Annotated in this window: 27 protein-coding genes; 10 read left to right on the forward strand and 17 right to left on the reverse strand. The window is 67.9% G+C overall.

Annotated elements, in window-relative coordinates; translation table 11 throughout:
• The first annotated feature begins 2 nt into the window (after positions 1–2).
• Positions 3–1,163 carry an FAD-dependent urate hydroxylase HpxO gene (gene hpxO / locus ACVT6V_RS22945; protein ID WP_489896398.1) on the forward strand — a complete coding sequence of 387 codons (1,161 nt, stop codon included), beginning with the start codon at positions 3–5 and terminating at the stop codon, positions 1,161–1,163.
• A 533-nt stretch (positions 1,164–1,696) separates the two neighbouring features.
• Here the strand turns inward: hpxO and eccB are convergent.
• The gene (gene eccB, locus ACVT6V_RS22950) at positions 1,697–3,190 is read right to left on the reverse strand and encodes a type VII secretion protein EccB (RefSeq protein ID WP_489896399.1); all 1,494 of its coding nucleotides are present in this window, start codon (positions 3,188–3,190) and stop codon (positions 1,697–1,699) included.
• 174 nt (positions 3,191–3,364) lie between these two features.
• On the opposite strand from eccB, the gene eccE reads away from it, so the two are divergent.
• Positions 3,365–5,110 carry a type VII secretion protein EccE gene (eccE, locus tag ACVT6V_RS22955; RefSeq protein WP_489896400.1) on the forward strand — a complete coding sequence of 582 codons (1,746 nt, stop codon included), beginning with the start codon at positions 3,365–3,367 and terminating at the stop codon, positions 5,108–5,110.
• A gap of 9 nt (positions 5,111–5,119) precedes the next feature.
• On the opposite strand, the gene manA is transcribed toward eccE, so the two are convergent.
• From manA to ACVT6V_RS22970, 3 genes are all read right to left on the reverse strand, one after another.
• Positions 5,120–6,373: a mannose-6-phosphate isomerase, class I gene (manA, locus tag ACVT6V_RS22960; protein WP_489896401.1), complete on the reverse strand. Its 1,254-nt coding sequence runs from the start codon at positions 6,371–6,373 to the stop codon at positions 5,120–5,122.
• Positions 6,374–6,377: 4 nt separating this feature from the next.
• Positions 6,378–7,499, reverse strand: a complete 1,122-nt coding sequence (locus ACVT6V_RS22965; RefSeq protein ID WP_489896402.1) for a hypothetical protein — start codon at positions 7,497–7,499, stop codon at positions 6,378–6,380.
• A gap of 99 nt (positions 7,500–7,598) precedes the next feature.
• Positions 7,599–8,081: a DUF3499 domain-containing protein gene (locus tag ACVT6V_RS22970; RefSeq protein WP_489896403.1), complete on the reverse strand. Its 483-nt coding sequence runs from the start codon at positions 8,079–8,081 to the stop codon at positions 7,599–7,601.
• A gap of 126 nt (positions 8,082–8,207) precedes the next feature.
• On the opposite strand from ACVT6V_RS22970, the gene ACVT6V_RS22975 reads away from it, so the two are divergent.
• Positions 8,208–8,807, forward strand: coding sequence for a metallopeptidase family protein (locus ACVT6V_RS22975; RefSeq protein WP_489896404.1), 600 nt, complete (start codon positions 8,208–8,210; stop codon positions 8,805–8,807).
• 120 nt (positions 8,808–8,927) lie between these two features.
• Here the strand turns inward: ACVT6V_RS22975 and ACVT6V_RS22980 are convergent, their stop codons facing one another.
• On the reverse strand, positions 8,928–9,185 hold the full coding sequence (locus ACVT6V_RS22980; RefSeq protein ID WP_489900968.1) for a WhiB family transcriptional regulator: 258 nt from the start codon (positions 9,183–9,185) through the stop codon (positions 8,928–8,930).
• 853 nt (positions 9,186–10,038) lie between these two features.
• Here ACVT6V_RS22980 and cofD point away from each other — a divergent pair.
• Genes cofD through ACVT6V_RS22995 form a run of 3 tightly spaced genes read left to right on the forward strand, consistent with a single transcriptional unit; the run spans position 10,039 to position 13,048 of the window.
• The gene (gene cofD / locus ACVT6V_RS22985) at positions 10,039–11,115 is read left to right on the forward strand and encodes a 2-phospho-L-lactate transferase (RefSeq protein WP_489900969.1); all 1,077 of its coding nucleotides are present in this window, start codon (positions 10,039–10,041) and stop codon (positions 11,113–11,115) included.
• Entirely contained in the window at positions 11,112–12,467 is a 1,356-nt protein-coding gene (locus ACVT6V_RS22990) for a coenzyme F420-0:L-glutamate ligase (protein WP_489896405.1), read from the forward strand. Before cofD ends, ACVT6V_RS22990 begins: the two co-directional genes overlap by 4 nt.
• Positions 12,464–13,048 carry an NUDIX hydrolase gene (locus ACVT6V_RS22995; protein WP_489896406.1) on the forward strand — a complete coding sequence of 195 codons (585 nt, stop codon included), beginning with the start codon at positions 12,464–12,466 and terminating at the stop codon, positions 13,046–13,048. Before ACVT6V_RS22990 ends, ACVT6V_RS22995 begins: the two co-directional genes overlap by 4 nt.
• Positions 13,049–13,059: 11 nt before the next feature.
• Here the strand turns inward: ACVT6V_RS22995 and glgC are convergent, their stop codons facing one another.
• The gene (glgC, locus tag ACVT6V_RS23000; RefSeq protein WP_489896407.1) at positions 13,060–14,274 is read right to left on the reverse strand and encodes a glucose-1-phosphate adenylyltransferase; all 1,215 of its coding nucleotides are present in this window, start codon (positions 14,272–14,274) and stop codon (positions 13,060–13,062) included.
• Positions 14,275–14,386: 112 nt separating this feature from the next.
• Between glgC and glgA the strand changes: the two genes are divergently transcribed.
• Positions 14,387–15,553 (forward strand): glycogen synthase, encoded by a 1,167-nt coding sequence (glgA, locus tag ACVT6V_RS23005; protein ID WP_489896408.1) that lies wholly within the window; start codon positions 14,387–14,389, stop codon positions 15,551–15,553.
• Here glgA and ACVT6V_RS23010 read toward each other — a convergent pair.
• The 10 genes from ACVT6V_RS23010 to ACVT6V_RS23055 all read right to left on the reverse strand — a co-directional run bounded on the left by ACVT6V_RS23010 (position 15,540) and on the right by ACVT6V_RS23055 (position 23,889).
• Positions 15,540–16,445, reverse strand: a complete 906-nt coding sequence (locus ACVT6V_RS23010; protein ID WP_489900970.1) for a putative RNA methyltransferase — start codon at positions 16,443–16,445, stop codon at positions 15,540–15,542. The two genes, glgA and ACVT6V_RS23010, sit on opposite strands and share 14 nt — an antisense overlap.
• Positions 16,442–16,609 (reverse strand): DUF3117 domain-containing protein, encoded by a 168-nt coding sequence (locus ACVT6V_RS23015; RefSeq protein ID WP_004019232.1) that lies wholly within the window; start codon positions 16,607–16,609, stop codon positions 16,442–16,444. Before ACVT6V_RS23015 ends, ACVT6V_RS23010 begins: the two co-directional genes overlap by 4 nt.
• A 148-nt stretch (positions 16,610–16,757) precedes the next feature.
• Positions 16,758–17,090: a DivIVA domain-containing protein gene (locus tag ACVT6V_RS23020; RefSeq protein ID WP_489896409.1), complete on the reverse strand. Its 333-nt coding sequence runs from the start codon at positions 17,088–17,090 to the stop codon at positions 16,758–16,760.
• A gap of 49 nt (positions 17,091–17,139) precedes the next feature.
• Positions 17,140–18,183, reverse strand: coding sequence for a glucosyl-3-phosphoglycerate synthase (locus ACVT6V_RS23025; protein ID WP_489896410.1), 1,044 nt, complete (start codon positions 18,181–18,183; stop codon positions 17,140–17,142).
• Positions 18,180–19,043: a dihydropteroate synthase gene (gene folP / locus ACVT6V_RS23030; RefSeq protein ID WP_489896411.1), complete on the reverse strand. Its 864-nt coding sequence runs from the start codon at positions 19,041–19,043 to the stop codon at positions 18,180–18,182. The genes ACVT6V_RS23025 and folP overlap by 4 nt, the downstream gene beginning before the upstream one ends.
• Positions 19,044–19,158: 115 nt before the next feature.
• The gene (locus tag ACVT6V_RS23035; protein WP_489896412.1) at positions 19,159–20,937 is read right to left on the reverse strand and encodes a long-chain-acyl-CoA synthetase; all 1,779 of its coding nucleotides are present in this window, start codon (positions 20,935–20,937) and stop codon (positions 19,159–19,161) included.
• Between the two features lie 75 nt (positions 20,938–21,012).
• On the reverse strand, positions 21,013–21,549 hold the full coding sequence (locus ACVT6V_RS23040) for an LOG family protein (RefSeq protein ID WP_489896413.1): 537 nt from the start codon (positions 21,547–21,549) through the stop codon (positions 21,013–21,015).
• Entirely contained in the window at positions 21,546–22,373 is an 828-nt protein-coding gene (locus ACVT6V_RS23045; RefSeq protein WP_489896414.1) for an LOG family protein, read from the reverse strand. The genes ACVT6V_RS23040 and ACVT6V_RS23045 overlap by 4 nt, the downstream gene beginning before the upstream one ends.
• A 31-nt stretch (positions 22,374–22,404) precedes the next feature.
• Positions 22,405–23,508 carry a succinyl-diaminopimelate desuccinylase gene (gene dapE, locus ACVT6V_RS23050; protein WP_489896415.1) on the reverse strand — a complete coding sequence of 368 codons (1,104 nt, stop codon included), beginning with the start codon at positions 23,506–23,508 and terminating at the stop codon, positions 22,405–22,407.
• A gap of 30 nt (positions 23,509–23,538) precedes the next feature.
• Entirely contained in the window at positions 23,539–23,889 is a 351-nt protein-coding gene (locus tag ACVT6V_RS23055) for a VOC family protein (protein WP_489896416.1), read from the reverse strand.
• Positions 23,890–24,131: 242 nt separating this feature from the next.
• Here ACVT6V_RS23055 and ACVT6V_RS23060 point away from each other — a divergent pair, with 242 nt between their 5' ends.
• Positions 24,132–24,419, forward strand: coding sequence for a zinc-ribbon domain-containing protein (locus ACVT6V_RS23060; protein WP_489896417.1), 288 nt, complete (start codon positions 24,132–24,134; stop codon positions 24,417–24,419).
• Positions 24,420–24,474: 55 nt separating this feature from the next.
• The gene (locus ACVT6V_RS23065; RefSeq protein ID WP_489896418.1) at positions 24,475–24,882 is read left to right on the forward strand and encodes a VOC family protein; all 408 of its coding nucleotides are present in this window, start codon (positions 24,475–24,477) and stop codon (positions 24,880–24,882) included.
• Between the two features lie 12 nt (positions 24,883–24,894).
• On the opposite strand, the gene ACVT6V_RS23070 is transcribed toward ACVT6V_RS23065, so the two are convergent.
• On the reverse strand, positions 24,895–25,620 hold the full coding sequence (locus ACVT6V_RS23070) for a helix-turn-helix transcriptional regulator (protein ID WP_489896419.1): 726 nt from the start codon (positions 25,618–25,620) through the stop codon (positions 24,895–24,897).
• A gap of 38 nt (positions 25,621–25,658) precedes the next feature.
• On the opposite strand from ACVT6V_RS23070, the gene dapD reads away from it, so the two are divergent.
• A complete protein-coding gene (gene dapD / locus ACVT6V_RS23075) occupies positions 25,659–26,624 on the forward strand; it encodes a 2,3,4,5-tetrahydropyridine-2,6-dicarboxylate N-succinyltransferase (RefSeq protein ID WP_489896420.1) in 966 nt (321 codons plus the stop codon).
• Positions 26,625–26,640: the final 16 nt, after the last annotated feature.

Here is a 26,640-nt window from a genome sequence, read left to right on the forward strand (position 1 = left end):
AGGTGAAGGCTGTCATCATCGGTGCCGGAATGGGCGGACTCAGCGCTGCGATCGCGCTCAAGCACATCGGACTCGATGTCGAGGTCTACGAGCAGGTCACCGAGAACAAACCCGTGGGTGCCGCGATCTCGGTGTGGTCCAACGGAGTCAAATGTCTCAACCATCTCGGCCTCGAGCGTGAGACGGCCGAACTCGGCGGCATCGTCGACACGATGTCCTACATCGACGCGTTCACCGGCGACACGATGTGCCGCTTCAGCATGCAGCCGCTGATCGACGAGGTCGGCCAGCGGCCGTATCCGGTCGCACGCGCAGAACTGCAGTTGATGTTGATGCGCGCCTACGGCATCGACGACATCAACTTCGGCAAGAAGATGGTCTCGGTCACCGACGGTCCCGACGCAGCAACCGTCGAATTCGCCGACGGGACCACGGCTTCCGGCGACCTGGTGATCGGGGCGGACGGCGCGAAGTCGCTGACCCGCGAGTACGTCCTCGGACATCCCGTCGAACGCCGCTATGCCGGCTACGTCAACTTCAACGGCCTCGTCGACGTCGACGAGGCCATCGGCCCGGCCACCGAGTGGACCACCTATGTCGGTGACGGCAAACGTGTGTCGGTGATGCCGATCGCCGGCAACCGTTTCTACTTCTTCTTCGACGTGACCATGCCCGAGGGCGTGCCCTACGAACGTGGTTCGGCCCGTGAGGTTCTCGGAGAGACCTTTGCCGACTGGGCGCCCGGCGTGCAACGGCTTATCGAGAAGCTCGACCCCGCCACGACCAACCGGGTGGAGATCCTCGACCTGGATCCGTTCCACACCTGGGTGAAGGGCCGGGTCGCGGTCCTCGGGGACGCCGCCCACAACACCACCCCCGACATCGGTCAGGGCGGTTGCTCGGCCATGGAGGATGCCGTCGCTCTGCAGTTCGCCGTCAAGGACAACCCCGACGACGTCCACGCCGCACTCGCGGCCTACGAGCAGGCCCGCACCGAACGCGCCGGCGAGCTCGTCCTACGGGCCCGCAAGCGCTGCGACGTGACGCACGCCAAGGATCCCGACGCCACCGCCGCCTGGTATGACGAACTGCGGTCCGAGGACGGCACCCGGGTCATCCGAGGCATCGTGTCCAACATCGTCGGCGGGCCGCTGACGTCCTGACCATTCGGCGGCACGGCGAGAAGACTCCCGGCTTCCTCGCGCGAACGCCCGCCAGCGATACACCCCGGTCCTGAGGAGCCTCCGAGCCTGCGAGGCCGGCCCCGGTCCCTGAGGAGCTTCCGAGCCTGCGAGGCCGGCCCCGGTCCCTGAGGAGCCTCCGAGCCTGCGAGGAAGCGTCACGAAGGGCCCCGAAAACCCCAACTCACCAGCGACACACCCGCTCCCTGAGGAGCCTCCGAGCCTGCGAGGATGCGTCACGAAGGGCCCTTCGTGACGCATCGCTCGTTCCTCGCGAGGCTCCTCAGGGACCGCAGGGATGACGCACCGCTCGTTCCTCGCGAGGCTCCTCAGGGACCGTAGGGATGACGCACCGCTCGACCGCAGGGATGACGCACCGCTCGTTCCCCGCAAGGCTCCTCAGGGACCGCAGGGATGACGCACCGCTCGACCGCAGGGATGACGCACCGCTCGTTCCCCGCAAGGCTCCTCAGGGACCGCAGGGATGACGCACCGCTCGTTCCCCGCGAGGCTACTCAGTTCTCCGGTTGCGAGATGGCTCGGCCGCCGTCGTCGGGTGCCATACCGTCGTGCGACACCAGTGCGGCTGTCCGCGAGAGTGCGGGCCCGGGGGCGAGCAGGGAGATCACCGACCACGGCGCCCTCGTCGGGCTGTCCCCCAAGCCCAGGACCTGCCCGGTCCCGGCGTCGGCGACGCCGAACCGGATGCCGAAATCACTGATGTAATAGCGGGATTCGGCCCGGTCACTGTCCGGCTCCGAGCCGGTCACCTGGATGTACTCACCTGACCCGGGGCGCAGATAAACCTGATCGACCCCCGGGCCGGGACCATCCGAGGTGGTCACGGTGACCGGGTGCGCGTCATCGGGTAGAGGCAGGGCCCGCCCGATCAGGAATCGGGTGGTCGCGCCGGCATCGTCGGTGCCTCTGGACCATGCCTGGCACAGGGTGTTCGCCGACCCCACATCCACCAGATTAGGTGTGCGTCGCGGGAAGTCGTCGACCGGAAGCCTGGATGAGGTACGGCTGGCCGCGACCTCTCCCGGTGCGACGGTGGGCACCGGAGCGCTGCCGTCGCGGTCGGCGAGCCGGAGGATCTCGGCCGTGGTCTCGCCGATCTGTTGGACCCCGTCGCGCAGCACCACGTAATAGGTCGTCTGATCGTCGATGCCGACGGCCTTGACCACCGATCCGACCCGTACGTCGTCGACGTCCAGCGCACCACGCCGACCCACGCCGTCGATCTCTGGCACGGCGATGGGGTCGACCTCGGGAAAGGTGTTCAGCAGGCCGGCACTCACCTCGCGGGGGGTGGCACCCTCCAGACCCAGGGCGCGCATCACCGGCACGCTGTCGGTGTCCACCGCGGCACGAACCGCTACGGGCCTGCCGTCACGCTGCACGGTGTAGATGAGGAAGGTCTGCCCTGCGCTGGTGGCGTACACCGCATCGGCTGCCCCCGCGGTGCGGATCGCATCACCCAGCGCGGGTCGGTCACCGATGACGGTCAGGGCGATGGACTCGCCGGACATCTCCGGGGAGATCGTGGACGTGTCGCAGACCGTCCAGTAGGACCGACCACCGTGGGCAGAGGACTGCAACGCCGCGGGAGCACCGGGTATGCCGAGCAGGGGCCCGCGCGGATAGCCGGCCAATTTGCCGTCACCGACGGATTTCGGTGACTCACTGCTGCCGGTGATCAGGCGGGCCGAGGCGAGGTTGAGTACTGGGTGCAGGGTCCCGTCGACGAGAACATAGTTGCCGCCGGAGTCCTTGCTGACCACGATCTTCGCGTCACCGACCGACCCCTGCGGCCTGACCAGGCCCCATACACCGCATCCGCCGAGCACGAGCAGAGCCAGGACCGTGCCGACCAGTAGCGCCTGCACCTGCGAGCGCATCGGATCGTGCAGCATGCGCACGTCTCGCCGTACCAGCGCGTGTTCGAGCCGGCGCAGCAGAAAGCGGTACCCGTTCACCTGGGCCTTGGTGGTGAGCTGCCGAGCCATCGTCCCCCCTTCGACTGCATGGCAGACAGGGCGCGCCGTCGGTGCCCGAGTATCGCGTGGCCACCGACGTTTCGCCGCGTAGTAGCGTAGCCGATACATTTCCACGGGTGTCGCGCCTGTCACCCGTGAGAACTGAGGGGGGTTCCATTGGCGATGCGAGGCGCGCCCACGGCCGTGCGTGCACCGGCCACACCGACGGACCGTGGCGCACACACGGGCGCGGCGGGCGAGCACCAGTCGGCCCGCGACCGCCACCCGCGGCGACGTCTACCGTTGCAGACGCTGGTCGTGATCGAGGTAATCCTCGCCGTCGGTGTGATCGCCTGGGCGGTCAGCGGCGCCGAAACAGGCTGGATCGCACTGGTTGTCGCGGGCGTGGCAGCGATCGCCCTGCTCCCGTTCCGGGGCCGGGGATCGGCGGTTGATCGGTTCTCACAGCGGCTCGGGTTCGGTTGGGCCAGGGCGCGCCGACGGTCCACGGATCTGGCCCCCGCATCGTTCGACATCCCGGCGGGGCCACAGACGACCACGCTACGCACACCGTCGCCCGGCGGCGACACCATCGGGGCGCGTTGGGTCGGTGACACGCTGATCACGGTGCTCCGGGTGTCCCCGGGGTCACCGGCTGCAACCTATCTGACGCCGGGTCATGCGGGCGTCGCCGACCCGACCGGTCAGCTGGTGCCGCTGTCCGCGCTCGCGGAATGCATCAACCCGTTCGACATCCGCCTCGATTCGATCGAGGTGATCAGCCATGGCATCCGCAGCTGGGGCGGGGGTCCCGTCGCAGAGACCTATCACCGCACCCTCGGGCCGTTGGCGGCCACCGCGCACCGATCGGTCCTGGTGGTGCTCAGGCTGAATCCCCTCGACTGCGCCGATGCGGTCGCCCGCCGCGGAGGCGGAGCCGTCGGCGCCCTGCGGACGGCGACGATCACCACGCGCCGGGTCGCCAACCGCCTGTCCGAGAGCGGTCTTCGGGTGTCGGTTCTCGGTGGCGCGGAGATCACCACGCTGACCACGGAGCTGTCCGAGGGCGCATCCCTCGAAGACATGGACGAGGACTGGGACTCGATCCGCGCGGGCGAGCTCCGATTCCGCAGCGCGGCCATCGAACCCGATGCGATCGCGTCGGTGCTCTCGACGGTCTGGGTCAACACGGCACTGTCGACCACCGCCACTCTGCGGCTACGCCACGACGCGGACGGCGTCCTGGAGGTCCGCGGCATCGTCCGATACGCCGAACTTCCCGCCGCGGGGCGTACGGCCGATCCCCTCCCGCCCGGCCTCACCGCGCTCGACGGCCACCACTTCGACGCACTGACCGCCGGCTTGCCGATCGCGATCCCGGCACGCCTCGACAAGCACGTCCGCGCGCTGCGCGGCGAGGAGGCCGACCAGCTCGTCCGGCTGCTCGCACTGCCCGCCGGCGGTTGTGGTCAGCTGGTGGGCGCCGATCACAGCGGACGCGCCGTCGCGGTCCCACTGCTCGGTCCGGACGTCGGATCGGTCGCCATCGCCGCGGGCCCGCAGGTGGTGGCCCAGGTCACGTTGCGTGCGGTCGCCATCGGGGCGACGGTGACCGTTCACACGATCCGCCCCGATCTGTGGCAGGACCTGATCGGCAAGGTCGGCGACCTCCGGCGACTCGCGCTCGGTTCGGACCGGGTGCACGCCCCGGTCGGCCATCGTGTCGTCATCTTCGACGGCGTGACCGCGCCACCCGCCGAACCCCACACCACCCATCTCAGCGTGCTGGCCCCCGGAGACCCCCGGGTGCACGAACTCGTCCCCGACGCGGCGGTGATCGTCCGGCAGGATCCGCGCGCACCTCAGGACATCTCGGTGACGACGCCGAACGAGCGGGTGGCGGTCACCATGGTCGCCACGCCGGAGGAATGGACATTCCTCGGCCGCTGACGGCCGTCGTCAGCCAGGCACGCCGAGGGGTACCAACGCGCGGAAGAACACCGCTCGCGACGACGCGGCGTGGACCACGACGTCGGGTTCGGCATCGCCGACCCAGACCGCCTGTCCGGCACGCACGGTGATCGCCGTGCCGCCCATCGGGCGAACGTCGATGGTGCCCGACAGCACGGCCAGGATCTGCGGGCCCGGCATGTCGAAGCAGATCGACGACGCGTACAGCAACCCGGTCCCGTCGAGTTCCACGCGGGAGAGCCGGAACTCCGGTGCGGCACTGAGGTAGATCCGTTCGGCACCGACGGTGCGCACCGGCGGGGTGAGCTCACCGACCCCGACCGGGGTGAAGTCGAGCACCCGGAGCAGCTCCGGGACGTCGATGTGTTTCGGCGTCAGTCCCCCGCGCAGCACGTTGTCCGAGTTGGCCATGATCTCGACGCCCGTCCCGCGAAGGTAGGCGTGCAGGTTGCCCGCGGGCAGATAGAGCGCTTCGCCGGGCTCGAGGTGAATCCGGTTGAGCAACAAGGACGCGAGTACGCCGGGGTCGCGTGGGTAATCCTCGCCCAGCTCGAGGACGGTCCGGAGTTCCGCGGCGAAGTGGGGCGCCGCGCCCGCGCTCAGCAGGTTCACCGCGCCGCCGAGCACCGCGGGCACGAGCGTGGCGATGGATGCGTCGGGCAAGGTCAGCCACGTGGTGAACAGCGCCCGCAGACCCTCCGAGTCGGGCTGGCCGGCCAGCATCCCCAGGAAGGGATCGAGTTCGGAGACCTGGAGTTCGCGGAGCAGTTCGACCGTCGCGTGCGGATCACGGAAACCGGCGAGTGCCTCGAATTCGGTGATCGCGACAATCAATTCGGGTTTGTGCCATGGATCGCGATAGTTGCGGTCGGGTGCGTCGATCCGCAGACCCTGCGCATTCTCCCGATCGAACCCCTCGCGTGCCTGCGCCGCACTCGGATGCGCCTGCAGCGACAGCGGTTCTTCCGCGGCGAGGATCTTGATCAGGAACGGCAGCCGACCGTCGAACGTGTCGACGATCCGATCGCCGAGCATCGCGCTCCGATCGGCGTCGATCGCACTGAGCAGGTCGGTGTCCACCGATCCGTCGGTGTCCAGACATGCCGCCGCACCGGCCGGATGGGCGCCGAACCAGAGTTCGGCCTCCGGGTGCGGCGACGGCACCGGCAACCCTCGCAACGACGCGATCGCGGTGCGCGATCCCCACGCGTAGGGGCGCACGACCCCCTCAAGAGTTCTCATCACCTCAGGTCCTGATCAGCCGGAGATACACGGCAGCCATCTCGATTCGCAACATCAACAACAACACGGGCAGCAGATCAGTCGGCGAGTCACCGGTCACCTCGTCGGGCGCATGGTTTTGCGGAGTCGGTGCACCCTCACCCGTCGGCTCGACCCCATCGCCGGTCAACACGTCGAGATCGCCGATCGCCGCCATGCGCCGCCGGACGTACCACTCGCGCGAGGCCGTGGTGGTCGCGAACACCCGGGGTGGCCCCTCCGGTGCTGGGCCGTCGATCTCCGGGTCGTAGAAGATCGAGTCCGTGGCCGCCGAACCCGTGCGCTCGGACCATTCCCGGACCGTCCGGATGGCGTCTCCGATCTCGGCGACCGCACTGATGACCCCCGCCAGCGCGATCAGCGCCCGGGCCGCCTGCGCAGCCACCACCGCGGCGCCCGCCGTGTCCCCGACCCACAGGACCGGGCGGCCGTCGAGCCGGGTCGCGAGCATCTTGGCGCGGTTGTGGAAGCTCTCGTTGCGTGGATGGTTCGCCCCGGCCTCGCCGTCGAGGGCATCGGCGAGGTCGGCCACCTCGGGCACGTTGCCGGTGAAGCGGACCTGCGTCAGCGACACGAATACCGCGAACAGCGCGGCGACGAAGCCCGGAAACCGAAACCGCGGGTCCACCGGAATCCGGGGCGAGAGGTCGATCCCACTGCCGCCCAGGGCATCTCGAAGAGGACCTTCGATCGGCGCGGCGACCACCACCTCGGCGCGGCGTCGCAATGAGCGTGCAGCGGCGTCGGCGAGCACCCGATCGCCGGCGTCGTCACCCGCAAGCACGACCACGTCGAGCGGCCCGATCCAGCCGGGCAGCGCCGGCGCACAGACGATGGGGACGTCGACGCGCGCGCCGACGACGGCCGTCACGAACTGCGCGGCGGGCGACGCCGCCCCGGTCGTCCCGTACACGATGACCACACTGCGGGGGCGGAGTTGGGTCAGCGGCTCGAGCACTCCTTCGCGTTGCGCCTCGGCCACCGATCGGACCTGCGCGCCGGCCAGGGCCACCGAAGGGAGGAGACCATCCACGTCCGCCGCGATCAGTTCCTCGACATCATCGAGATCGGGGGCACCGGTACGCATGACACCTACCCTAGCCACGCGATCGGCCGACCGCGCGCACGCCTGTCACCACCGAAGGCCCCGTACACCCGGCACCGCGCCGATGGGGATGCCCCGGTCTCAGTCAATGGGGTCGGGCAGCACGCGCAGGTGACCGCGGCGGCCCGGTCGCGGACGTGCCGAATGCGGTGCCCGCCGCACGCCGCTGTCACCGGATGACGGTGTCTCCGTCCCCGACGCGGCGGGACGGTTCGAGCGATGGCGACCGGCCGGTGCCTCGTCGAGCCCGTCGAACAAATCGGGGAATCCCGGCGAGACGTCGACCCGATCGGCACCGCCGACCTCGCGCACCGCCTCGGCGAGCGCGGTCAACTCGTAATCCTCGGCGATCGGGGCGGAGAAGCCGCGCTCGCTGCGCAACATCTCCCAGCCACGGGGAACCGTGATCCGCCGCGCATGATCGTCACAGAGATCCCACGAGTGCGGCTCTGCACTACTGGCCAGTGGACCTATCACCGCCGTCGACTCCGCGTAGACGAAGGTCAGGGTAGCCACCGCGGAACGAGCGCAGCCGGGCCTGCAGCACTGTCGGGGAAGCTTCACGCAGTCGAGGTTATCCCCGGCGGCCGGTTCACGCCGGTGGCGACACGCATCCGTCGCGAAACCGGAGCCCCACGCACGACCGCGGCGTGGCGAATCCCCAGGGCAGACATGCCCTAGACTCGCGTCATGCGCTTCGATCCGCCACGACCCTCCCGTGGTCGCGCCGACGAACCTCGACCTCGTGCGCAGGATCCGAGAGGTCGGGCCACCGACGCGCGCGGGCGTGGGGGCGATCCGCGGCCGGCGACGACCCGGCGGCCGACGCGACTGGTCCGGATTCGTGATCGGCGCGGACGCGGACTGAGGTCTCCACTGCTGCCGCAATCGGTGCCGGCGTTCACGAGCAGGGCCGATTCGTTCGATGTGATCGCACTCGAGGCATTCGCGGAAATCGATGCCCGGTGGCACGATCAGCTGGCGGGTCTCGACATCGCGGTCGACGACATCCCACGAATGTTGCCGCGGGACCCGGATTCCATCCAGTGGCCCGACGAGGTCACCGCCGACGGCGCGATCCCCCTCGCCCGGCTCATCCCGGCGGGCATCGATGTCCACGGACACCCGACACGGGCCCAGATCATCCTGTTCCGGCGCCCCCTCGAGATCCGCGCCAAACGGGGCGCCGATCTCCTGGAGCTGGTTCACGAGGTGCTTGTCCAGCAGGTGGCCACGCACCTGGGCGTCGACGAGGACACCATCGACAACGGGCCCGACGACTCCGAGTGAGAGTCGCGGCACCCGCGCTGTCGAGGACTGGCGGCCCACCGCGGACTCAGAGCTCGCGGACACCGCACCCCGGCGATGGAGCGTCCGCCGTCGCGCCAGTCAGGTGATGACGCGCTCGAGTCAGATGATGCCGCGCTTCAGGCGGCGGCGTTCCCTCTCGGAGAGACCGCCCCAGATGCCGAATCGCTCGTCGTTGTGCAAGGCGTACTCCAGGCACTCCGACTTGACCTCGCATCCCTGACAGATGCGCTTGGCCTCGCGGGTCGACCCACCCTTCTCCGGGAAGAACGCCTCGGGGTCGGTCTGGGCACACAGCGCCCGGTCTTGCCACTGCTCTTCAATCGACTCGAAGAGATCATCGAAGTCGTTGGGCACCAAGGAAAGATGGCGCCTCTGCGGCCACGGTGAATTGTCGGACTGGTCGGCAGTGTCACCGCCCACAGCCGACGACATCAGTGAATCACCCGACGGCGCAAGCGGATTGACTCCCGCTTCGACGCCGGCCAGTTCATCTGCCCGACTGATCGGCAGTGCGACGCCGAAAGGATCGGAAACATTGCGTGGTTCAAGGGGATTGCCGATCGGGTTCTCAAAAGCCATCGTCGGCGCCTCCTAGCTCGAGAGTCTGTCAGTTTCAGTCAAACGGCAGCGCGGCCACCTCGCCGCTCCACCACATCTGCCCACACCATCGATCTTCACCGTAGTGCCTGGGGTACTCCAACCCGCCGGGTCATTCGAACGTATGATCGAAAGCGTTGTGCTCCATCGATTCTCGATCTCAAACCCAGAATGACACTGATGTGATTACACACGTGATGGGCCACTGCGGTCAAGTTAAACCGAAAGATTCCTTAATACCATCAGTCTCAAGAAGTCCCTCGGTTCGACACGGACACGGATCGAGGACATCAGCAATGTCACAGATCTGCGATCTCCTCCCCCGAAATCGCCTCCCATGGTAGCGAATCGGCCGTCGACTCCAACTTTCTCCCGCCGTCGGCCGCGCTGACCACCGCCGATGCATTTCGGCCCCGCGATCGACACCGCCCGATCGGTGGCCGCCGTGGTGTGTCCAGCCCCCTTGCGAGGTTCGGCGGAGTCGGTCGTCCGGGGGGCAGCCGACTCGCCGATGGCATGAGCCGTCGTGACCGAGCACAACGCCGCCGAGGGGCCGCCGGCGAGCCCCAAGGCCGGCAAAGAGGCACCGGGGACATGCCCTAGAGTGAACGGGATGAAGGTGACGGTCCTCGTCGGCGGCGTCGGTGGCGCCCGCTTTTTGTCCGGTGTCCGGGAATTGCTCGGGGCCACGCCATTTCCCGACCCCGTCGAACCTGCCACCGACGGCGACTCCGGGCCCGATCAACCGGACGACCGAGAGCATTCGATCACCGCGATCGTCAACGTCGGAGACGACGCCTGGATGCACGGGGTACGGATCTGCCCCGACCTCGACACCTGCATGTACACCCTCGGTGGCGGTATCGATCGCGATCGCGGTTGGGGTCGTGTCGGCGAGACCTGGCACGCCAAGGAGGAACTGGCCGCCTACGGAGCCGACCCGGACTGGTTCGGCCTCGGCGACCGTGATCTGGCGACCCACCTCATCCGCACGCAGATGCTCGACGCGGGCTACCGATTGTCCGACGTGACCGCTGCCCTGTGCCGGCGCTGGCAACCCGGCGTCCGCCTGCTCCCGGCAACCGACGATCGGCACGAGACCCATGTGGTGGTGGCCAAACCCGACGGCGACGAAGGTGAGCGCGTCGCAATCCACTTCCAGGAGTGGTGGGTCCGACATCGCGCACAGATACCCACATTCGGCTTCGCTCAGGTCGGCTCCGACGACACAACGGCGGCCCCCGGCGTGGTGGAGGCGATCACCGAGGCCGACGTCGTCCTGTTCGCGCCGAGCAATCCCGTGGTCAGCATCGGCGCGATCGTCAGCGTGCCCGGAATCCGCAGCGCGCTGAGGACCACGTCGGCGCCCGTGGTGGGCATCTCCCCGGTCATCGACAACCGACCGCTGCGGGGAATGGCCGACGAATGTCTGTCGGTGATCGGCGTCGAGACCACGGCCGAGGCCATCGCGGCGCACTACGGCGCCCGTAGCGGCAACGGGGTCCTGGATGCCTGGCTGATCGCCGACGGCGACCACGGGGCCGTCGAGGGCATCACGGTGGGCACCGCACCACTTCTGATGACCGACCCGGCGACGACCGCACAGATGGTTCGCGACGCCTGCGCCCTGGTGGGTGTGCCGATGCCGGATCACAACATCGGCGCCGCCTCGACGGGGACCGCGCGGTGACGACCGACCCACACCCCGACCACGGAACACGCGCCGCCCTGGAGATCCGCCCGGTGACCGGGCTCGGCGAGTTCGGCCCCGGTGTCGACGTGGCAACCGAACTGCTCGCGGCCGCGCCATGGCTCGCCGACGGTGACGTCGTGGTGGTGACCAGCAAGATCTTTTCCAAGGTCGAGGGCCGCATGGTCAGCGCCCCGACCGATCCCGATGAGCGGGATGCGCTGCGCCGTAAGCTGATCGCCGACGAGTCGGTCCGGGTCCTCGCCCGCAAGAACCGCACGTTGATCACCGAGAATCGCAACGGCCTGGTGCAGGCCGCGGCCGGTGTGGACGGGTCGAACGTGGCCACCGACCAGCTTGCCCTGCTGCCGCTCGATCCCGACGCCAGTGCGGCCGCACTGCGGCAGCGGATCGCCGAGATCGGTGGTCTCGAGGTGGCGGTGGTCGTCACCGACACCATGGGACGGGCGTGGCGCAACGGGCAGACCGACGTCGCCATCGGCTCGGCGGGCATCGCCGTGTCGCATCCCTACGACGGTTCGGTCGACGCGTATGGCAATCCGCTCATCGTGACCGACATCGCCGTTGCCGACGAGATCGCCGCCGCCGGGGATCTCGTCAAGGGCAAGCTCGGCGGTGTCCCCGTCGCCGTGGTGCGTGGTCTGTCACCGATCGACGACGGCTCCCGTGCCGCCGACCTCGTCCGCCCCGCGGCCGAGGACCTGTTCCGCCTCGGCACCGCCGAGGCGATCGACCTGGGTCGGCGGGAGGCACTGCTGACGCGCCGGTCGGTCCGCGCGTTCGCCCCCGGTCCGGTCGAACCCGAGGTCATGCACGCGGCATTCGCGGAGGCGCTCACGGCGCCGGCACCACATCACACCCATCCGGTCCGGTTCGTGTGGGTCCGCTCGTCGGATCGTCGCGTTCGTCTGCTGGACGAGATGGCACGCTCGTGGCGCACCGATCTCGAGAACGACGCCAAGTCGCCCGAATCGATCGTCAAGCGCCTTCGGCGCGGTCAGATCCTCTACGACGCACCCGAGTTGGTCATACCGTTCCTGGTGCCCGACGGGGCGCATGACTACCCCGACGAGCGGCGCAGAGCCGCGGAGCACACGATGTTCACGGTGGCCGCCGGCGGCGCCGTGTCGGCGCTGCTGGTCGCTCTGTCGGTCCGGGGAGTCGGGAGTTGCTGGGTCGGTTCGACGATCTTCGCCCCCGAGGTCGTCCGAGATGTACTGGATCTCGACGCCAGGTGGGAACCGTTGGGCGCCGTCGCGATCGGTCACCCACTCGACGCCGCGGGGACGCGGCCGCCGGCGAACACCGACGGCCTGGTGATCGAGCGATGAGCGCCGAATCACTGCACTCGTCGACGATCGCGACGCTGCGGTCATGGACGGCACCCGATGCCGAACAGGATTCGCTACGGCACACCTATCTGGCGTTCCTCGATGCGGCACGCGACGGGTGTCTGCGGGCGAGCGAACCCGGACACATCACGGCGTCCGCGATCGTGTTCGACGCCACGCTGACGCATGTCCTGCTGACGCTGCATCCCCGGGTGGGCAGATGGATTCAGCTCGGCGGTCATTGCGAGGAGTCCGACGAGTCCCTGCGCGACGCCGCCACCCGCGAGGCCCGGGAGGAGTCCGGGATCGCGGCCCTGCAACTCGCGACCGGGCCGGTGCATCTGCACACCCATCCGATCACCTGTTCGCTGGGGGTTCCCACTCGTCACCTCGATGTCCGGTTCGCGGCGATGGCCGCCCCGACACCGAACGGGGACCCGCCACGGATCGTGCGTAGTGACGAGTCCGTCGATCTCGCCTGGTGGCCGGTGGACGACCTGCCGGAGAACACCGACACGATCGATGTGCCCGTGCTGATCGAGCGCGGGCTCGAGGCCTGCCGGGCCGGTAACGCCCGGTAGCCGAGGTCCGCTCAGACCCGGATGCCCTTCCCGACGGTGACGACACCCCCGCCGCTGACCGAGAATCGTTCGCGGTCGGCCTCGGCGTCGACGCCGAGTTGCACGCCTTCGCCGACCACCACGTTCTTGTCCAGGATCGCGTGCCGGACCACGGCTCCCTTGCCGACCCGCACGCCCGGCATCAGGACGCTGCCCTCGACGATCGCGCCGTCCTCGATCACCACGTTCGCCGACAACACCGAGTCGCTCACCGTCCCGGCCGAGACGATGCAGCCCGCGCCCACCACCGAGTCCTGCGCGGTCCCGCCCTGCACGAACTTCGCCGGGGGCAGGTTCACGGTCTCGCCCCGGATCGGCCAGCGGCGGTTGTAGAGATTGAAGACGGGATGGACCGAGACGAGATCCATGTGGGCGTCATAGAACGCATCCAGTGTCCCGACGTCGCGCCAGTACCCCTTGTCGCGCTCGGTCTCCCCGGGCACCTCGTTGTCCTTGAAGTCGTAGACGTAGGCCCGGTCACGTCGGACGAAAGCGGGAATGATGTCGCCGCCCATGTCGTGGTCGGAGTCCGAGTCGGCCGCGTCGGCCCGGATGGCATCGACGAGCGCTTCCGTCGTGAACACATAGTTTCCCATGGACGCGAAGGTCACGTCGGGATCATCGGGTGTCCCGGGCGGGTCGCTCGGCTTCTCCAGGAATCGCGTGATGCGGCCGGCCTCGTCGGAATCGATGCACCCGAACGCCGTTGCCTCGGCACGCGGCACGCGGATCCCGGCGACGGTGACGTCGGCGCCGGACGCGATGTGCGCCTCGACCATCTGTGACGGGTCCATCCGGTACACGTGGTCGGCGCCGAACACGACGATGTAGTCGGGCTGCTCGTCGGTGATCAGATTCATCGACTGGAAGATGGCGTCGGCACTGCCCGTGTACCACCGCGGACCGAGTCTCTGCTGCGCCGGCACGGGCGTGATGTACTCGCCGTGGAACCCGGAGGAGAACCAGGTCTGCGAGATGTGCCGGTCGAGCGAATGGGACTTGTATTGCGTGAGAACGCAGATGCGTTCGTACCCGGCGTTCACGAGGTTGGACAGGACAAAGTCGATGAGGCGATAGGAGCCGCCGAACGGCACCGCCGGTTTCGCACGATCCATCGTCAGGGGGTACAGGCGCTTCCCCTCGCCGCCTGCGAGAACAATTCCGAGCACGTGCGCCTGTGATCTCACAATCTCCAACTTAACGGTCATCGATCGTCGGGGCTAGGTGAATCGCACCCTCCCGCCACCGAGTTTGCGGCACCGATGGCGAAGTCGGGGCGATGAGGTTAGCGTCGAGGCCATGAGGGTGGCGATGATGACCCGGGAATATCCGCCCGAGGTGTACGGCGGTGCCGGCGTACACGTCACCGAACTCGTTCGGCACCTACGCGCCTTGGCCACCGTCGACGTGCACTGCATGGGCCGCGAGCGTGAGACCGCCCAGGTCTATCAGCCCGACCCGGGCCTGGCCGGCGCCAATCCGGCGATCACGACCCTGTCGACCGATCTTCGGATGGCGATGGGTTCGGAGGGCGCCGACCTCGTGCACTCGCACACCTGGTACGCGGGCCTGGCCGGCCACCTCGCCGGCCAACTGTTCGGCGTGCCCCATGTCCTGACCGCTCATTCCCTGGAGCCGATGCGCCCGTGGAAGGCCGAGCAACTCGGCGGCGGCTATCGGGTGTCGAGCTGGGTCGAGAAGAACTCGATCGAATACGCCGACGCGGTGATCGCCGTCAGTTCCGGGATGCGTACCGATGTGTGCAACACCTATCCACGTGTCGACCCCGAGCGGGTTCATGTGGTGCGCAACGGTATCGACACCTCGTCCTGGTATCCCGTGGAGGACCCGTTCGGCCCGGAATCGGCGCTGACACGGCTGGGGGTGGATCCGGGGCGGCCGATCGTCGCGTTCGTCGGGCGCATCACCCGCCAGAAGGGCGTCGCACATCTGGTCGCCGCGGCGCATCATTTCGACCCCGAGATCCAGTTGGTGCTCTGCGCCGGAGCGCCGGACACCCCGGAGATCGGCGCCGAGATCGAGGGCGCCGTCACCGAACTCGCCGCGTCACGCGATGGCGTGTACTGGGTCCGAGACATGCTCAGCCAACCGCGAATTCGCGAAATTCTCACCGCAGCAACAGTTTTCCTGTGCCCGTCGATCTACGAGCCACTCGGGATCGTCAATCTCGAGGCGATGGCGTGCGGCACCGCGGTGGTCGCGTCGGCGGTCGGCGGAATTCCCGAGGTCGTCCGCGACGAGGTCAGTGGACGGCTGGTGGCCTATGACCCGGTCGATCCCCGAGGGTTCGAGATGGGACTCGCCGAGGCAGTCAATGCGGTGGTCGGCGATCCGGCGGCCGCGCAGGCCATGGGCAGCGCGGGCAGAGAACGCGCCGAGTCGGAGTTCTCGTGGGCGTCGATCGCCGAGCAGACGCTCGAGGTCTACCGGATCACCCTGCGCTGACCTCGCGTCCGTCCTGTGGCCGGCAGGTCGTGACCGTGACCGACACGGTCAGATCGATTGTGCTGCCCGCGGCGAGCGACTGGGCCGCAGACCGGATCTGCGCCTCTGAGCGGTGAAACGCGGACGGCCCCATGGCGACGACGTCCGCGATCACCGCGGCGTCCACCGCGTGGGACCGCCGTACGACGCTCTCCTCGACGACGGTGAAGTCCTCGGCGAGGGCGGTGTGCAGACGCTGGTCTTTGTTCTCGCCGACGGTGAGCATGCCCATCGGGCCGATGATCTCGGCCAGGTGATCGGGGTTGGGCGTCACCACCACCATCACCCCGGCGGGGGCCAGGATCCGCGCGAACTCGCTCAGGTTGCGTGGTGAGAACACCGACAGCACAACACCGATGGCTCCCGAGCGGACCGGTAGCGGGCGCCAGACATCGGCGACCACGGCGGCGGCACGGGGATGGGACCGCGCGATCGTGCGGGCGCAGTACTTCGACAGATCGAGCCCGATGCCACGCATCTCGTCACGTCGATCGAGGGTGGCGCGGAGATAGTGGCCGGTTCCGGCCCCCGCATCGAGGACCATGTCCGGCCCCCCGGTGGCGATGGTGGCCTCCACCGTGTCGGCGACGGCCTCGGCCACCGGATCGAACAGGCCGACCTCATGGACCCGACGCCGGGCCGCGACCATCGGCCCGGTGTCGGAGAGGTGGGCCGTCGACCGACCGTCGAGGAGTGAGACATATCCCTGCCGGGCGATGTCGAATCGATGAGACGCCGCGCAGCTCAGCGACCGATCGTCGGCGGTGACCGAAAGGCCGGCGGAGCAGACCGGACACCACAGCGCGGATTCGACGTCACGCAGGCCTCGGCCCGAATTCCCCTCTGTGCTCAGCCGGTGACCCCGCGCAGTTCCTCACCCAATGCCGCGGCCTCGTCGGCGGTCAGCTCGACGACCAGGCGTCCCCCGCCCTCGATCGGAATCCGGACAACGATTCCACGTCCTTCCTTGGCCGCTTCGAGGGGGCCGTCCCCAGTACGTGGCTTCATTGCCGCCATTCTCGAACTCCCTTCAGAGCATCCGCCACACGATGTGGAACGACACCTGGAGCATCGGTCGAAAATGCTGCAAGCGCCAGGACAATGATACGTGGTGGCCGGGTCCGCCCCTGCGCACACGTGCGCGAACGTGTCGTGTCCCGCCCGGTCACCGTCGGCCGGGTTCGCCTCCGGTGGCCGGGGAATCGGCGTCCTCGCGTGCCTGCAGGTCGAGCACGACGGCACGGAGTTCGTCGAGCTCGCGGGCGAGTTTCTCCATGGCCCAGTCGACCTCGGCGGGTGAATAGCCGCGCACTGTCTGCCGGAAGACCAGCGCGCGGACGTGGGCACCGGTGATACCGGCGCGCGGCAGACGCGTCAGGGTGGTCCCACGCTCCAGCGGCGGAAGATCCTCGCCACGGCCGAAGACGAACCACACCAGGGCGAAGACTGCGACCACCACCACGGCCATGATCAGCAGATACAGCAGCATCGTCTGCATGGCACCCATAGTGGCAGACGGACGCCACAACCACGTCAGCGCGGCAGCGTCAGGATGCCATCTCCGCGTCACCGGACTCAGCGGTGAGGATGCTGTCCATCGGCGGACGGTCTTCGAGGTAGACCTCGGTGGTGTGCGGTGTGAACGATCCGTCCGGCTCCGCCGTGAACTGGGTCAGACCCACACCCGAGTCCTCGATCCCGCAGCGGCGCATCAAGGTCCCGACGATCTGTCGGCTCATCACACCCAATTCGATCAGCGGACGATTCCGATGGGTCCGCACCCCGAGGTTCACCTGACCGATGCCCTGGAGTCCGTAGCGGTCGAAGGTGTCGATCAGCAGTCCGATCTCGACGCCGTAACCGGGTGCGAAGGGCACCGACGAGAGCAGCTCACGGGTACCGGCGTACTCGCCGCCGAGCGGTTGCAGCACGCCGGTCAGATCCGGCCGCTGGGAGGCCAACAGCGGACGCGCGACGAGCTCGGTGACCCGGCCGCCGCCGTTGGCGTCGTGTTGACCGCCGGTGCGCAGCGGGCGTCGGTAGTAGCCCTTCACGAGCTGGATCCTCGGATCGATCAACAGCGGTCCGAGCATCTTGGGCACGAACATGGGGTCCGGGTCGATCAGGTCGGAGTCGACGAACGCGATGATGTCGCCGGTCGCCACGGCGATCGACCGCCACAGCACCTCACCCTTGCCCTTCACGGGCTCGAGTTCGGGCACCGCGTCCTCTCGGCTGACGACCATCGCTCCGGCGGCCTCCGCGCGCTCCGCGGTGGCGTCGGTGGACCCGGAGTCCACGACGATCAGTTCGTCCACGAGGGTCCCGTACAGCGGCCGGATCGAGGCGATGACATCGGCCACCGTCTCCTCCTCGTTGAGCGCGGGCAGGACGACCGACACGGTCCGGCCGTTCTTGGCGGCGACGAGTTCGTCGATCGTCCAGTCGGGCTGCTCCCAGGTGTTCGTGGCCGCCCACTGCTGTTTGGCCCCCAACGTGTCGGCGGGTGTCGGCCAGATGGTCGTCTTGTCGCGATTGTTGGTGACGGTCGCCTTGCGACGCGCCTGGGTTCGACGTACCTGTTCGGTCATGCGAGTCCCCTGACTGTTCGGGCGGGCGGTCGTGTCCCCGCGATGGCAGCGACCATGTCGACCACGCGGCGGGTGGCGGCAACTTCGTGGACGCGAAAGATCCGTGCGCCTGCGGCGGCGCTCAGAGCGGTCGCGGCCAAGGTTCCCTCCAGCCGGTCGTCGAGGTCCACACCCAGAGTCTCCCCTACAAAGTCCTTGTTGCTCAGCGCCATAAGCACTGGCCAGCCGGTATTAACAAGAACGTTCACCTGACGTAACAAGGCGAGCCCGTGATGGGTGTTCTTGCCAAAATCATGTGTCGGATCGATCACGATCGAATCACGCGCGACCCCCGCCTCGACGGCCCGATCGGCCGCTGCGGTGACATCGGCCACAACATCGGCGACGACATCGCGGTAGGCGACACGGTGCGGGCGGGTGCGCACGGTGGCCCCACCGGTGTGCGAGCACACGATCCCGGCGCCGCGCGCCGCCGCCACCTTCACCAGATCCGCGTCGAAGCCGGCCCAGGTGTCGTTGATCAGATCGGCACCCGCGTCGCAGGCCCGCTCGGCCACCTCGCTGCGCCACGTGTCCACGCTGATGAGGACGCCGGGAAACCGGTCACGGATCCACCCGATCATCGGGACCACCCGTTCGGTCTCGGTGGAGGCGTCCACCTCGTCGCCCGGCCCGGCCTTCACGCCGCCGACGTCGATGATGTCGGCACCCTCTGCGACAACCTGTTCGATCCGCGCCTGTGCGGCGGTGTCGGTGAAGCTCGCGCCTTTGTCGTAGAAGGAGTCAGGTGTCCGATTGACGATGGCCATGACCAGAGCGCGGTCGGTGGCGACGGGTTTGCCGCACAACGTCGAGAGCATGGCTCCCAGGGTAACGAGGGGCCTGCACCCGGCCCTCCGCTGCGCTCGTCACCCACTCGACGACCGGCAACCCGGACACCTCCGCGCGCTCGGCATCCGCCGAGAACCGGAAGGCTCAGCCTTTCGGTGCCTTCGCGTTCGCCACGTCGGCCGGATAGTCGTCGTAGAAGTCGACGTATCCCTTCTCGCGACCTGCCAACACGTACACCGGGTCGCCATCGGTCTTATCGAATCCCTGGTCGCGGAGCTCGACCTTGCGGCTCTTGAAGGTGGAGGTCTGTTCGAAGTCGTCGACGACCCGGATGAACAACGGCACCGCGTAGGACGGCAGATGGTCGTGGAGATGGTCGGCGAGCTTCGCGGGATCGAGTTCGGCGCCGTCGCGCACCTTGACCGCCGCCATCCCCGCCTTGCCGTCCGCTCCCTCGACCTCGACGCCGTAGACGACGGACTGGGCGATCTGACCGAACGAGTCCAGCGCCCCCTCGACCTCGGTGGTGGCGACGTTCTCACCCTTCCAGCGGAAGGTGTCGCCCAGGCGGTCGACGAATGCGATGTGCGCGAATCCCTGGTCGCGCACCAGGTCACCGGAGTTGAAATAGGCGTCGCCGTCCTTGAAGGCGTCTCGGATCACTTTCTTCTCGGTGGCCTCGGCGTCGGTGTAGCCGTCGAGCGGCACCCGTTCACTGATCTCCGCGATCAACAATCCGGTACCGCCCCTGCCCACTTCGGTCAGGCGCCCGGTTTCGTCGCGCCGGGGTTCACCGTCGTCGTCGTACTCGACGATCTTGTGCGGGAGCGGGCAGAAGCCTGCGGTGCGTTTGACACTGAAGGCGTTGACGAATGCGAGATTCAGTTCGCTGGCGCCGTAGAACTCGACGATGCGCTCGATGCCGAATCGCTCGGCGAACTCGTCCCAGATCTCGGCCCGCATCCCGTTGCCGATGATCACCCTGACGGCATGCTGCCGGTCGGTGGGTTTCTCCGGCTGCGCCAGCAGATAGCGACACAGCTCGCCGATGTAGCAGAACGCCGTCGCCCGGTTGAGGATGACGTCATCCCAGAACTTGGATGCCGAGAACGATCGGCCGATCGCGATACAGGCACCCGAGGCCAGCACCGAGCCGAGCGACACCGACAACGCGTTGTTGTGGTACAGCGGCAGCGGGACGTACATGGTGTCGCTGTGGCGCAGTCGGACCGCGAGGCCGCCGATGCCGGAGAGATTGGCCAGCCATCTGTTGTGGCTCATCACGCTGGCCTTGGGCATGCCGGTGGTGCCCGACGTGAAGATGTAGAACGCCTTCGTCGACGCCGGCAGGCTCGCGGTGACGGCCGGGTTCTCCTCCGATCGCCCCTCGGCCGCGCCGTCGAACTCCGCGAAGTCGAAGACGTGCCGGGGAAGTACGTCGGCAGGGATCGACTCGAACGCCTCGGCGCAGTCCGGGTCGTGCACGAGCACTTTGGCATCGAGCAGAGATACGCTGTGCGACAGAACTTTTCCGCGCTGATTGTAGTTCAGCATGCCGGCGACGGCGCCCAGTTTGACCGTGGCCAGCATCAGCATCAGGTCCGTCGGATTGTTCTTGGACAGGATGGCGACCACATCGCCGGATCCGACGCCGTTGTCGGTGAGCAGTGCGGCGTACCGGTTGACCCGACGATTGACCTCGCCGTAGGTCACCGAACGTCCCTCGAAGCGGATGAACGGACGATCGGGATGGGCCGCGGCAAGCTTCTGGAAGACCGATCCGATCGTCCGCTTGGCCTCCGGCGGTCGGTGGACGAGGCCCGATGCGTGCTTGATCATGTTCGGCGCATCAGGCGCCATCTTGATCACGCCTCGGATCAGATCGGTCAGACCCACGGCCTCCTGAGTGTCGTTGCTCGGCATCAAACCCCACATCCTCGTGTTCGCACTGGTCGAGAGCATTCTGACAACGCGCGTTGACGGACTGCTCGCCCCACCTTACCGAGCAGTAGCAAACTCGATGGCCTTTGGTATGGAATCGGTGACGAGGAGCCGGTCCAGCGCGCGCTGGGCGACGAAGCCCCGTCCACGCAGATCGTCCAGCCAGGACAGCAGCGGCTCGTAGAACTCGAACGGGTCGAGGAGCACGACCGGCTTCGCGTGCATGCCCAGGACTCCGCCGGTCCAGGTCTCGAAGAGTTCCTCGAGCGTCCCGATGCCGCCAGGGAGCGTGATGAAACCGTCTGCCCGTTCGTCCATCAGTCGCTTGCGTTCGCGCATGGTCTCGGTGACCACCAGCTCGTCGGCTCCCAGATCGGCGACCTCGCGTTCCATCAGCGCTCGCGGGATGATGCCCACCGTCGAGCCCCCGGCCGCCCGCGCGGCCTCGGCCAGCGCACCCATCATCGAGATGTTGCCGCCACCGGAGACCACGGTGTGTCCCTCGGCCGCCAGTGCGGCACCCAGCTCGGCTGCGAGATCGAGGTACTCGCCGGCGACCGGTCCCGACGCGCAGTAGACACAGATCGCGCTCATCGACCGGCCCGTCCCGACGCGGCGGCGGCGATGATGTCGACCGCCTCCGACGGCTCGTCCACGACGTACAGCAGGTCGAGGTCGTCGGTGGAGATCATCTTCTTGGCCAGGAGCACATCACGCATCCAGCCGACCAGACCGGCCCAGTGGTCGCGTCCGATGAGCACGATCGGGAACCTGACCACCTTCTTCGTCTGTACCAGCGTCAACGCCTCGAACATCTCATCCAGCGTGCCGAAGCCGCCCGGGAGGCAGACGAACGCTTGTGCGTATTTGACGAACATGGTCTTACGAACGAAGAAGTAGCGGAAATGCATGCCGACATCCACCCACTCGTTGAGGTGCTGCTCGAACGGCAACTCGATGTTGAGGCCGATGGACTGTGCATCGGTGTCCCAGGCTCCTCGGTTGGCGGCCTCCATCGCGCCCGGTCCTCCCCCGGTGATCACCGCGTAGCCGGCCTCACCGAGTGCCCGGCCGAGCCGGACGGCGAGGTCGTAGTCGTCGCTGCCGGGGACGAGTCGCGCCGAGCCGAAGACCGTGACCGCCTCGGCCACCTCGCTCATCGCGTCGAAACCGGCGACGAATTCGGACTGGATCCGCAGTACGCGCCACGCATCCCGCGTGGTCCGTTCGGCCCGCAGATCCTTGTCCCGTGGGTCGACCCACTCCAGGAGTCTGCGATCGGTGGTCGGACCCGCATCACCGGGCTCACGAATGACTCGGACGGGACCGACGTAACAGGTCTCCAGATCGGATGTGGCCGGAACATCGGCGCGATGTCGACCCGGCTCGGCGGCGGGATCGGAATGCGTGTCGGACATGCCTTCACGCTAGTGCACGACGCCGAGTCCACTACCCCGAGAGAAACGACCGGAGCAGGTCGGCGACCTGACCGATCTGTTCGACCGGGACGCGCTCGTCGACGCGATGGGCCAGACTCGGATTCCCGGGACCGAGATTCACCGCCGGAATGCCTAGTGCCGAGAACCGCGAGACGTCGGTCCACCCGAACTTGGCGCGAAACCTGCCGGCGGCCGCCTCGACCAGTGCTGCTGCCGCCGGATTCGCCAGTCCCGGAAGCGCTCCGGCCGCGGCGTCGGTGACGTCGAACCCCAGTTCGCCACCGTCGAGATGAGCGGCGAACACCTCGCGAACATGATCGGTCGCCTGCTCGACGTCACGATCCGGCGCGAACCGGAAGTTGACGTCGACGTAGGCTTCGTCGGGTACGACGTTGCCGGCGACGCCCCCGGCGACGGCCACCGCCGACAGCCCTTCCCGATACTCGCAGCCGTCGATGTCGACGGTGCGCGGATCATAGGCCGACAATGTGGTCAGCACCCCGCCCAGTTTGTGGATCGCGTTGTCGCCCATCCAGGATCGGGCCGAATGTGCCCGCACGCCGCTCGCCGAGATCCGGACCCGCAGAGTGCCCTGGCACCCGGCCTCGATCAGGCCCGAGGTCGGTTCCCCGAGGATCGCGACGTCGCCGGTCAGCCACTGCGGCAACTCGCGCTCGATCACACCGAGACCGTTGTATTTCGCCGCGATCTCCTCGCAGTCGTAGAAGATCAGGGTCAGGTCGTGCGCCGGTTCGGCCATCGTCGCGGCGAGATGGAGGAACACAGCATCCCCGGACTTCATGTCGACCGTGCCGCACCCGTGCAGCACCTCGCCGTCGTCGGGCTCGGTGGTGCGGCGATGCGGGAGGTTGCCCGCCACCGGCACCGTGTCGAGGTGTCCGGCGAGGACCACGCGGCTGGCACACCCGCGATCGGTACGGGCGAGGACGCGGTTGCCGTGCCTGATGATCTCGAAACCGGTTGTCTGGGAACGCAGGGCGGCTTCGACAGCGTCGGCGATGGCGGTCTCGTTGCGCGACTCGCTCTCGATGTCGACGAGCGCCGCGGTCAGTTCGACGGGGTCGCCGTGCAGGTCGAGGTCGGTGGCGGTCATCTGTTCACCGTAGCGCCCGATGCGCGCCGATCACTTCTCGTATCTGGGTTCGTACAGCTGGACGGTGAAATCACCCGGCACCGTGAAATGGGTGACGAGACCGTATCCGTGGTCGGCGATCTCATCGATGAACTCGACGCCACGGCCCTTCAGGTCCGCGACGGTCTGTTCGATCTGGTCGCAGTAGAACGAGATGTCCGCGGTCCCCGACGGCGGGCCGTTCTCGTCGGTCGGATGGACACCGAGATCGGCCTCGGGCGCGTCGAAGATGAGCCAACCGCCCCCGGTGTCGTTCGCGGGCAGAGCGAGTTTGTCCTTGATGAAGTCACGAAGCGCCGCCGCCTCGGACGAATAGAACATGCCGTGCATGCCGCGGATCATGTGGCCTCCTGACCATCGCCGACAGAAGCATCGCCCAATCTACCGTCCTCGAGGCCGCGGTCGACTGCGTGTTCGCCAACTGACCCCACGTTGGACGAGATACCACGGTCTCGCACACCTATCCGGGGGAACGCGGGTGATCTGCCCGGCTCGGACACACGCACGTCGATCACGCGGATGACAAGGCGGGGTCGACCCGCAAGCCCCGCCTTAGGATCAACAGGCCTCGGGGAAGGAAACCCATGATCATCTTCGGTTCACGTCGAACCTCGGCATTACTGGCCGCACTGTTCTTCCCGTGCGCATTCTGTCGCGCGCCCGTAGCCGAACGCCTGTTTCGGACCAGGACATGGTTCACCCTGTTCTTCCTGCCCATCGTCCCGATGGGGCACGGAACCTACACGGTCCACTGCTCGTACTGCGGTGCGGGATCCGCGATCACCCGCGACAACGCCGACCGCTTCCTCGCCGACGCCCATGCCGCAGCCCAGATGGCCGCAGGGCTGCCGGGCCCGCGAGCGCTCCATTGACAGGTTGTCCGAAACATTCAAGACGACACGATGATCGCCTACTAGCGTCGGCGCCATGAGTTCCGACAACGGTCCACGACCCACTCTCAACGCCCTGTCCATCGTCACGGCCGACATGGCCGGCGCCGTCGCGTTCTACCGGCTCTGCGGCCTGACGTTTCCCGACGGAGCCGAGGAGGCCCCGCACGCCGAAACATCTGTCGGCGCGATGCGCATCATGTTCGACACCCGCGACGTGGTGTCATCGTTCACCCCGGATTGGTCCGAGCCGACCGGCGGGCATCGCATGGCGCTGGCGTTCGAATGCGCGACACCCGCCGACGTCGACGCACAGCACCGACGACTCGTCGCGGCGGGCCACCGGTCCCAGCTCGACCCCTTCGACGCCGTCTGGGGCCAGCGTTACGCCGTCGTCCTCGATCCGGACGGCAATCCCGTCGACCTCTACTGCGCGCTCGGCTGAGGCACCGGTCGATCAGAGCACGAAGGTCGCCGGTCCGCGGCCGGCGAGCTCGAGGAACTCCCGATGCATGTGCGGGTGATCGGCAAAGTTGCGGCGGTACGCGACCGCTGAGATGTCCTGTCCGGCTGCCAGATCCGCCATCGCGGCCCGCAGCCGCAGAATCCTCTGCAACGTCTTGGGCCCATACCCGAAGTAGCGGACCGAGTGGCGGTGGAGTGTGCGAGGCGACACCCCGACCCGGTCGGCACAGTCGTCCACACTGATGCCGTCGGTCAACGCCGAGGCCACCGGCGCGAGCCACGCCGGACGCTCCCATCGGCGTAGCCCCGCCAACCGGTGGAGGACGACGGATGGATCGTCGGCGTCGGCCATCATCTCCGCCCAGCGCCGAGCCTGCCCGTGCGGCCACAGGTCGGCCAGCTCCACGCGCCGATCGCGGAGTTCCTCGGCGGGCACACCGAGCACACCGGGCGCGACGCCGGGATCGAGCCGGAGACCGACCATCTGCTCGGCCACCTCCGACCGATAAGGGTGCGGCCGTGTGTCGGGCCCGGCGACCAGGAGCCGACTGCCGGTCCAGATGAGGTCCATACAGCCATCGGGCAGGACCAGCACGCAACCGGCATCGTGCCGGGTGGCCCACAGAGTGCCTGCCACGTCGGCGAGCCGACGTTCCCGATAGACGGGTGCACCGTCGGCCACCCGTCCCATCGTCTCGGAACCGGGCGAGACGGTCATGGCATCGAGTATCCACCATCCCGGTAGGCTGTCCTCCCGTGACGACTAATGGCGCTTTCGCAACCGGTATTGCCACGGTGACCAACGGGGGGTCCGCCGACCCGGGCGTGGTCCTCGACGTGTGGTTTCCCGAGCCCGAGCTGAACAGTCCCACCATGTCGGAGACCGTCACGCTCGACGATGACGGCGTCCCGAGTGAGCTGCGCGACCTCGTCGGTACCGACGCCGCACGCGGCGTCAAAACCGTCGCCGTGCGCACCTCGATCTCCGACCTGTCGGCCGCGCCGACCGATGCCTACGACGTGTACCTACGTCTACACCTGCTCTCGCACCGACTCGTGACCCCGCATTCGACGAACCTCGAAGGCATCTTCGGTCTGCTGACCAACGTCGTCTGGACCAATCACGGCCCCTGCCCCATCGACGGTTTCGAGTCCACCCGCGCGCGACTGCGCGCCCGCGGCCCCGTCACCGTCTACAGCGTGGACAAGTTCCCGCGCATGGTCGACTACGTCCTGCCCGGCGGCGTACGCATCGGCGACGCGGATCGGGTGCGCCTCGGCGCACACCTCGCGCCGGGTACCACCGTCATGCACGAGGGATTCGTCAACTACAACGCGGGCACTCTCGGATCCTCGATGGTCGAGGGGCGGATCTCCGCGGGCGTCGTCGTCGGCGACGGTTCGGACATCGGCGGTGGCGCCTCCACCATGGGCACGCTGTCCGGCGGCGGCAAGGAGATCATCTCCCTCGGCAAGCGCTGTCTGCTGGGCGCGAATTCGGGCTGCGGCATCCCCCTCGGCGACGACTGCGTGATCGAGGCGGGCCTGTACGTGACCGCCGGTACCAAGGTCACCGGACCGGATGGCTCGTCGGTCAAGGCCCGCGAGCTGGCCGGGCAGTCGAACCTGCTGTTCCGCCGCAACAGCCTCACCGGGGCCGTCGAGGTCGTCGGATGGAAGGGTGACGGCATCGCTCTGAACGAGGCACTGCACAAGAACTGAGTCGCCGCCGGCGAGT

The sequence above is a fragment of the Gordonia sp. LMA167 genome (genome assembly GCF_058130025.1).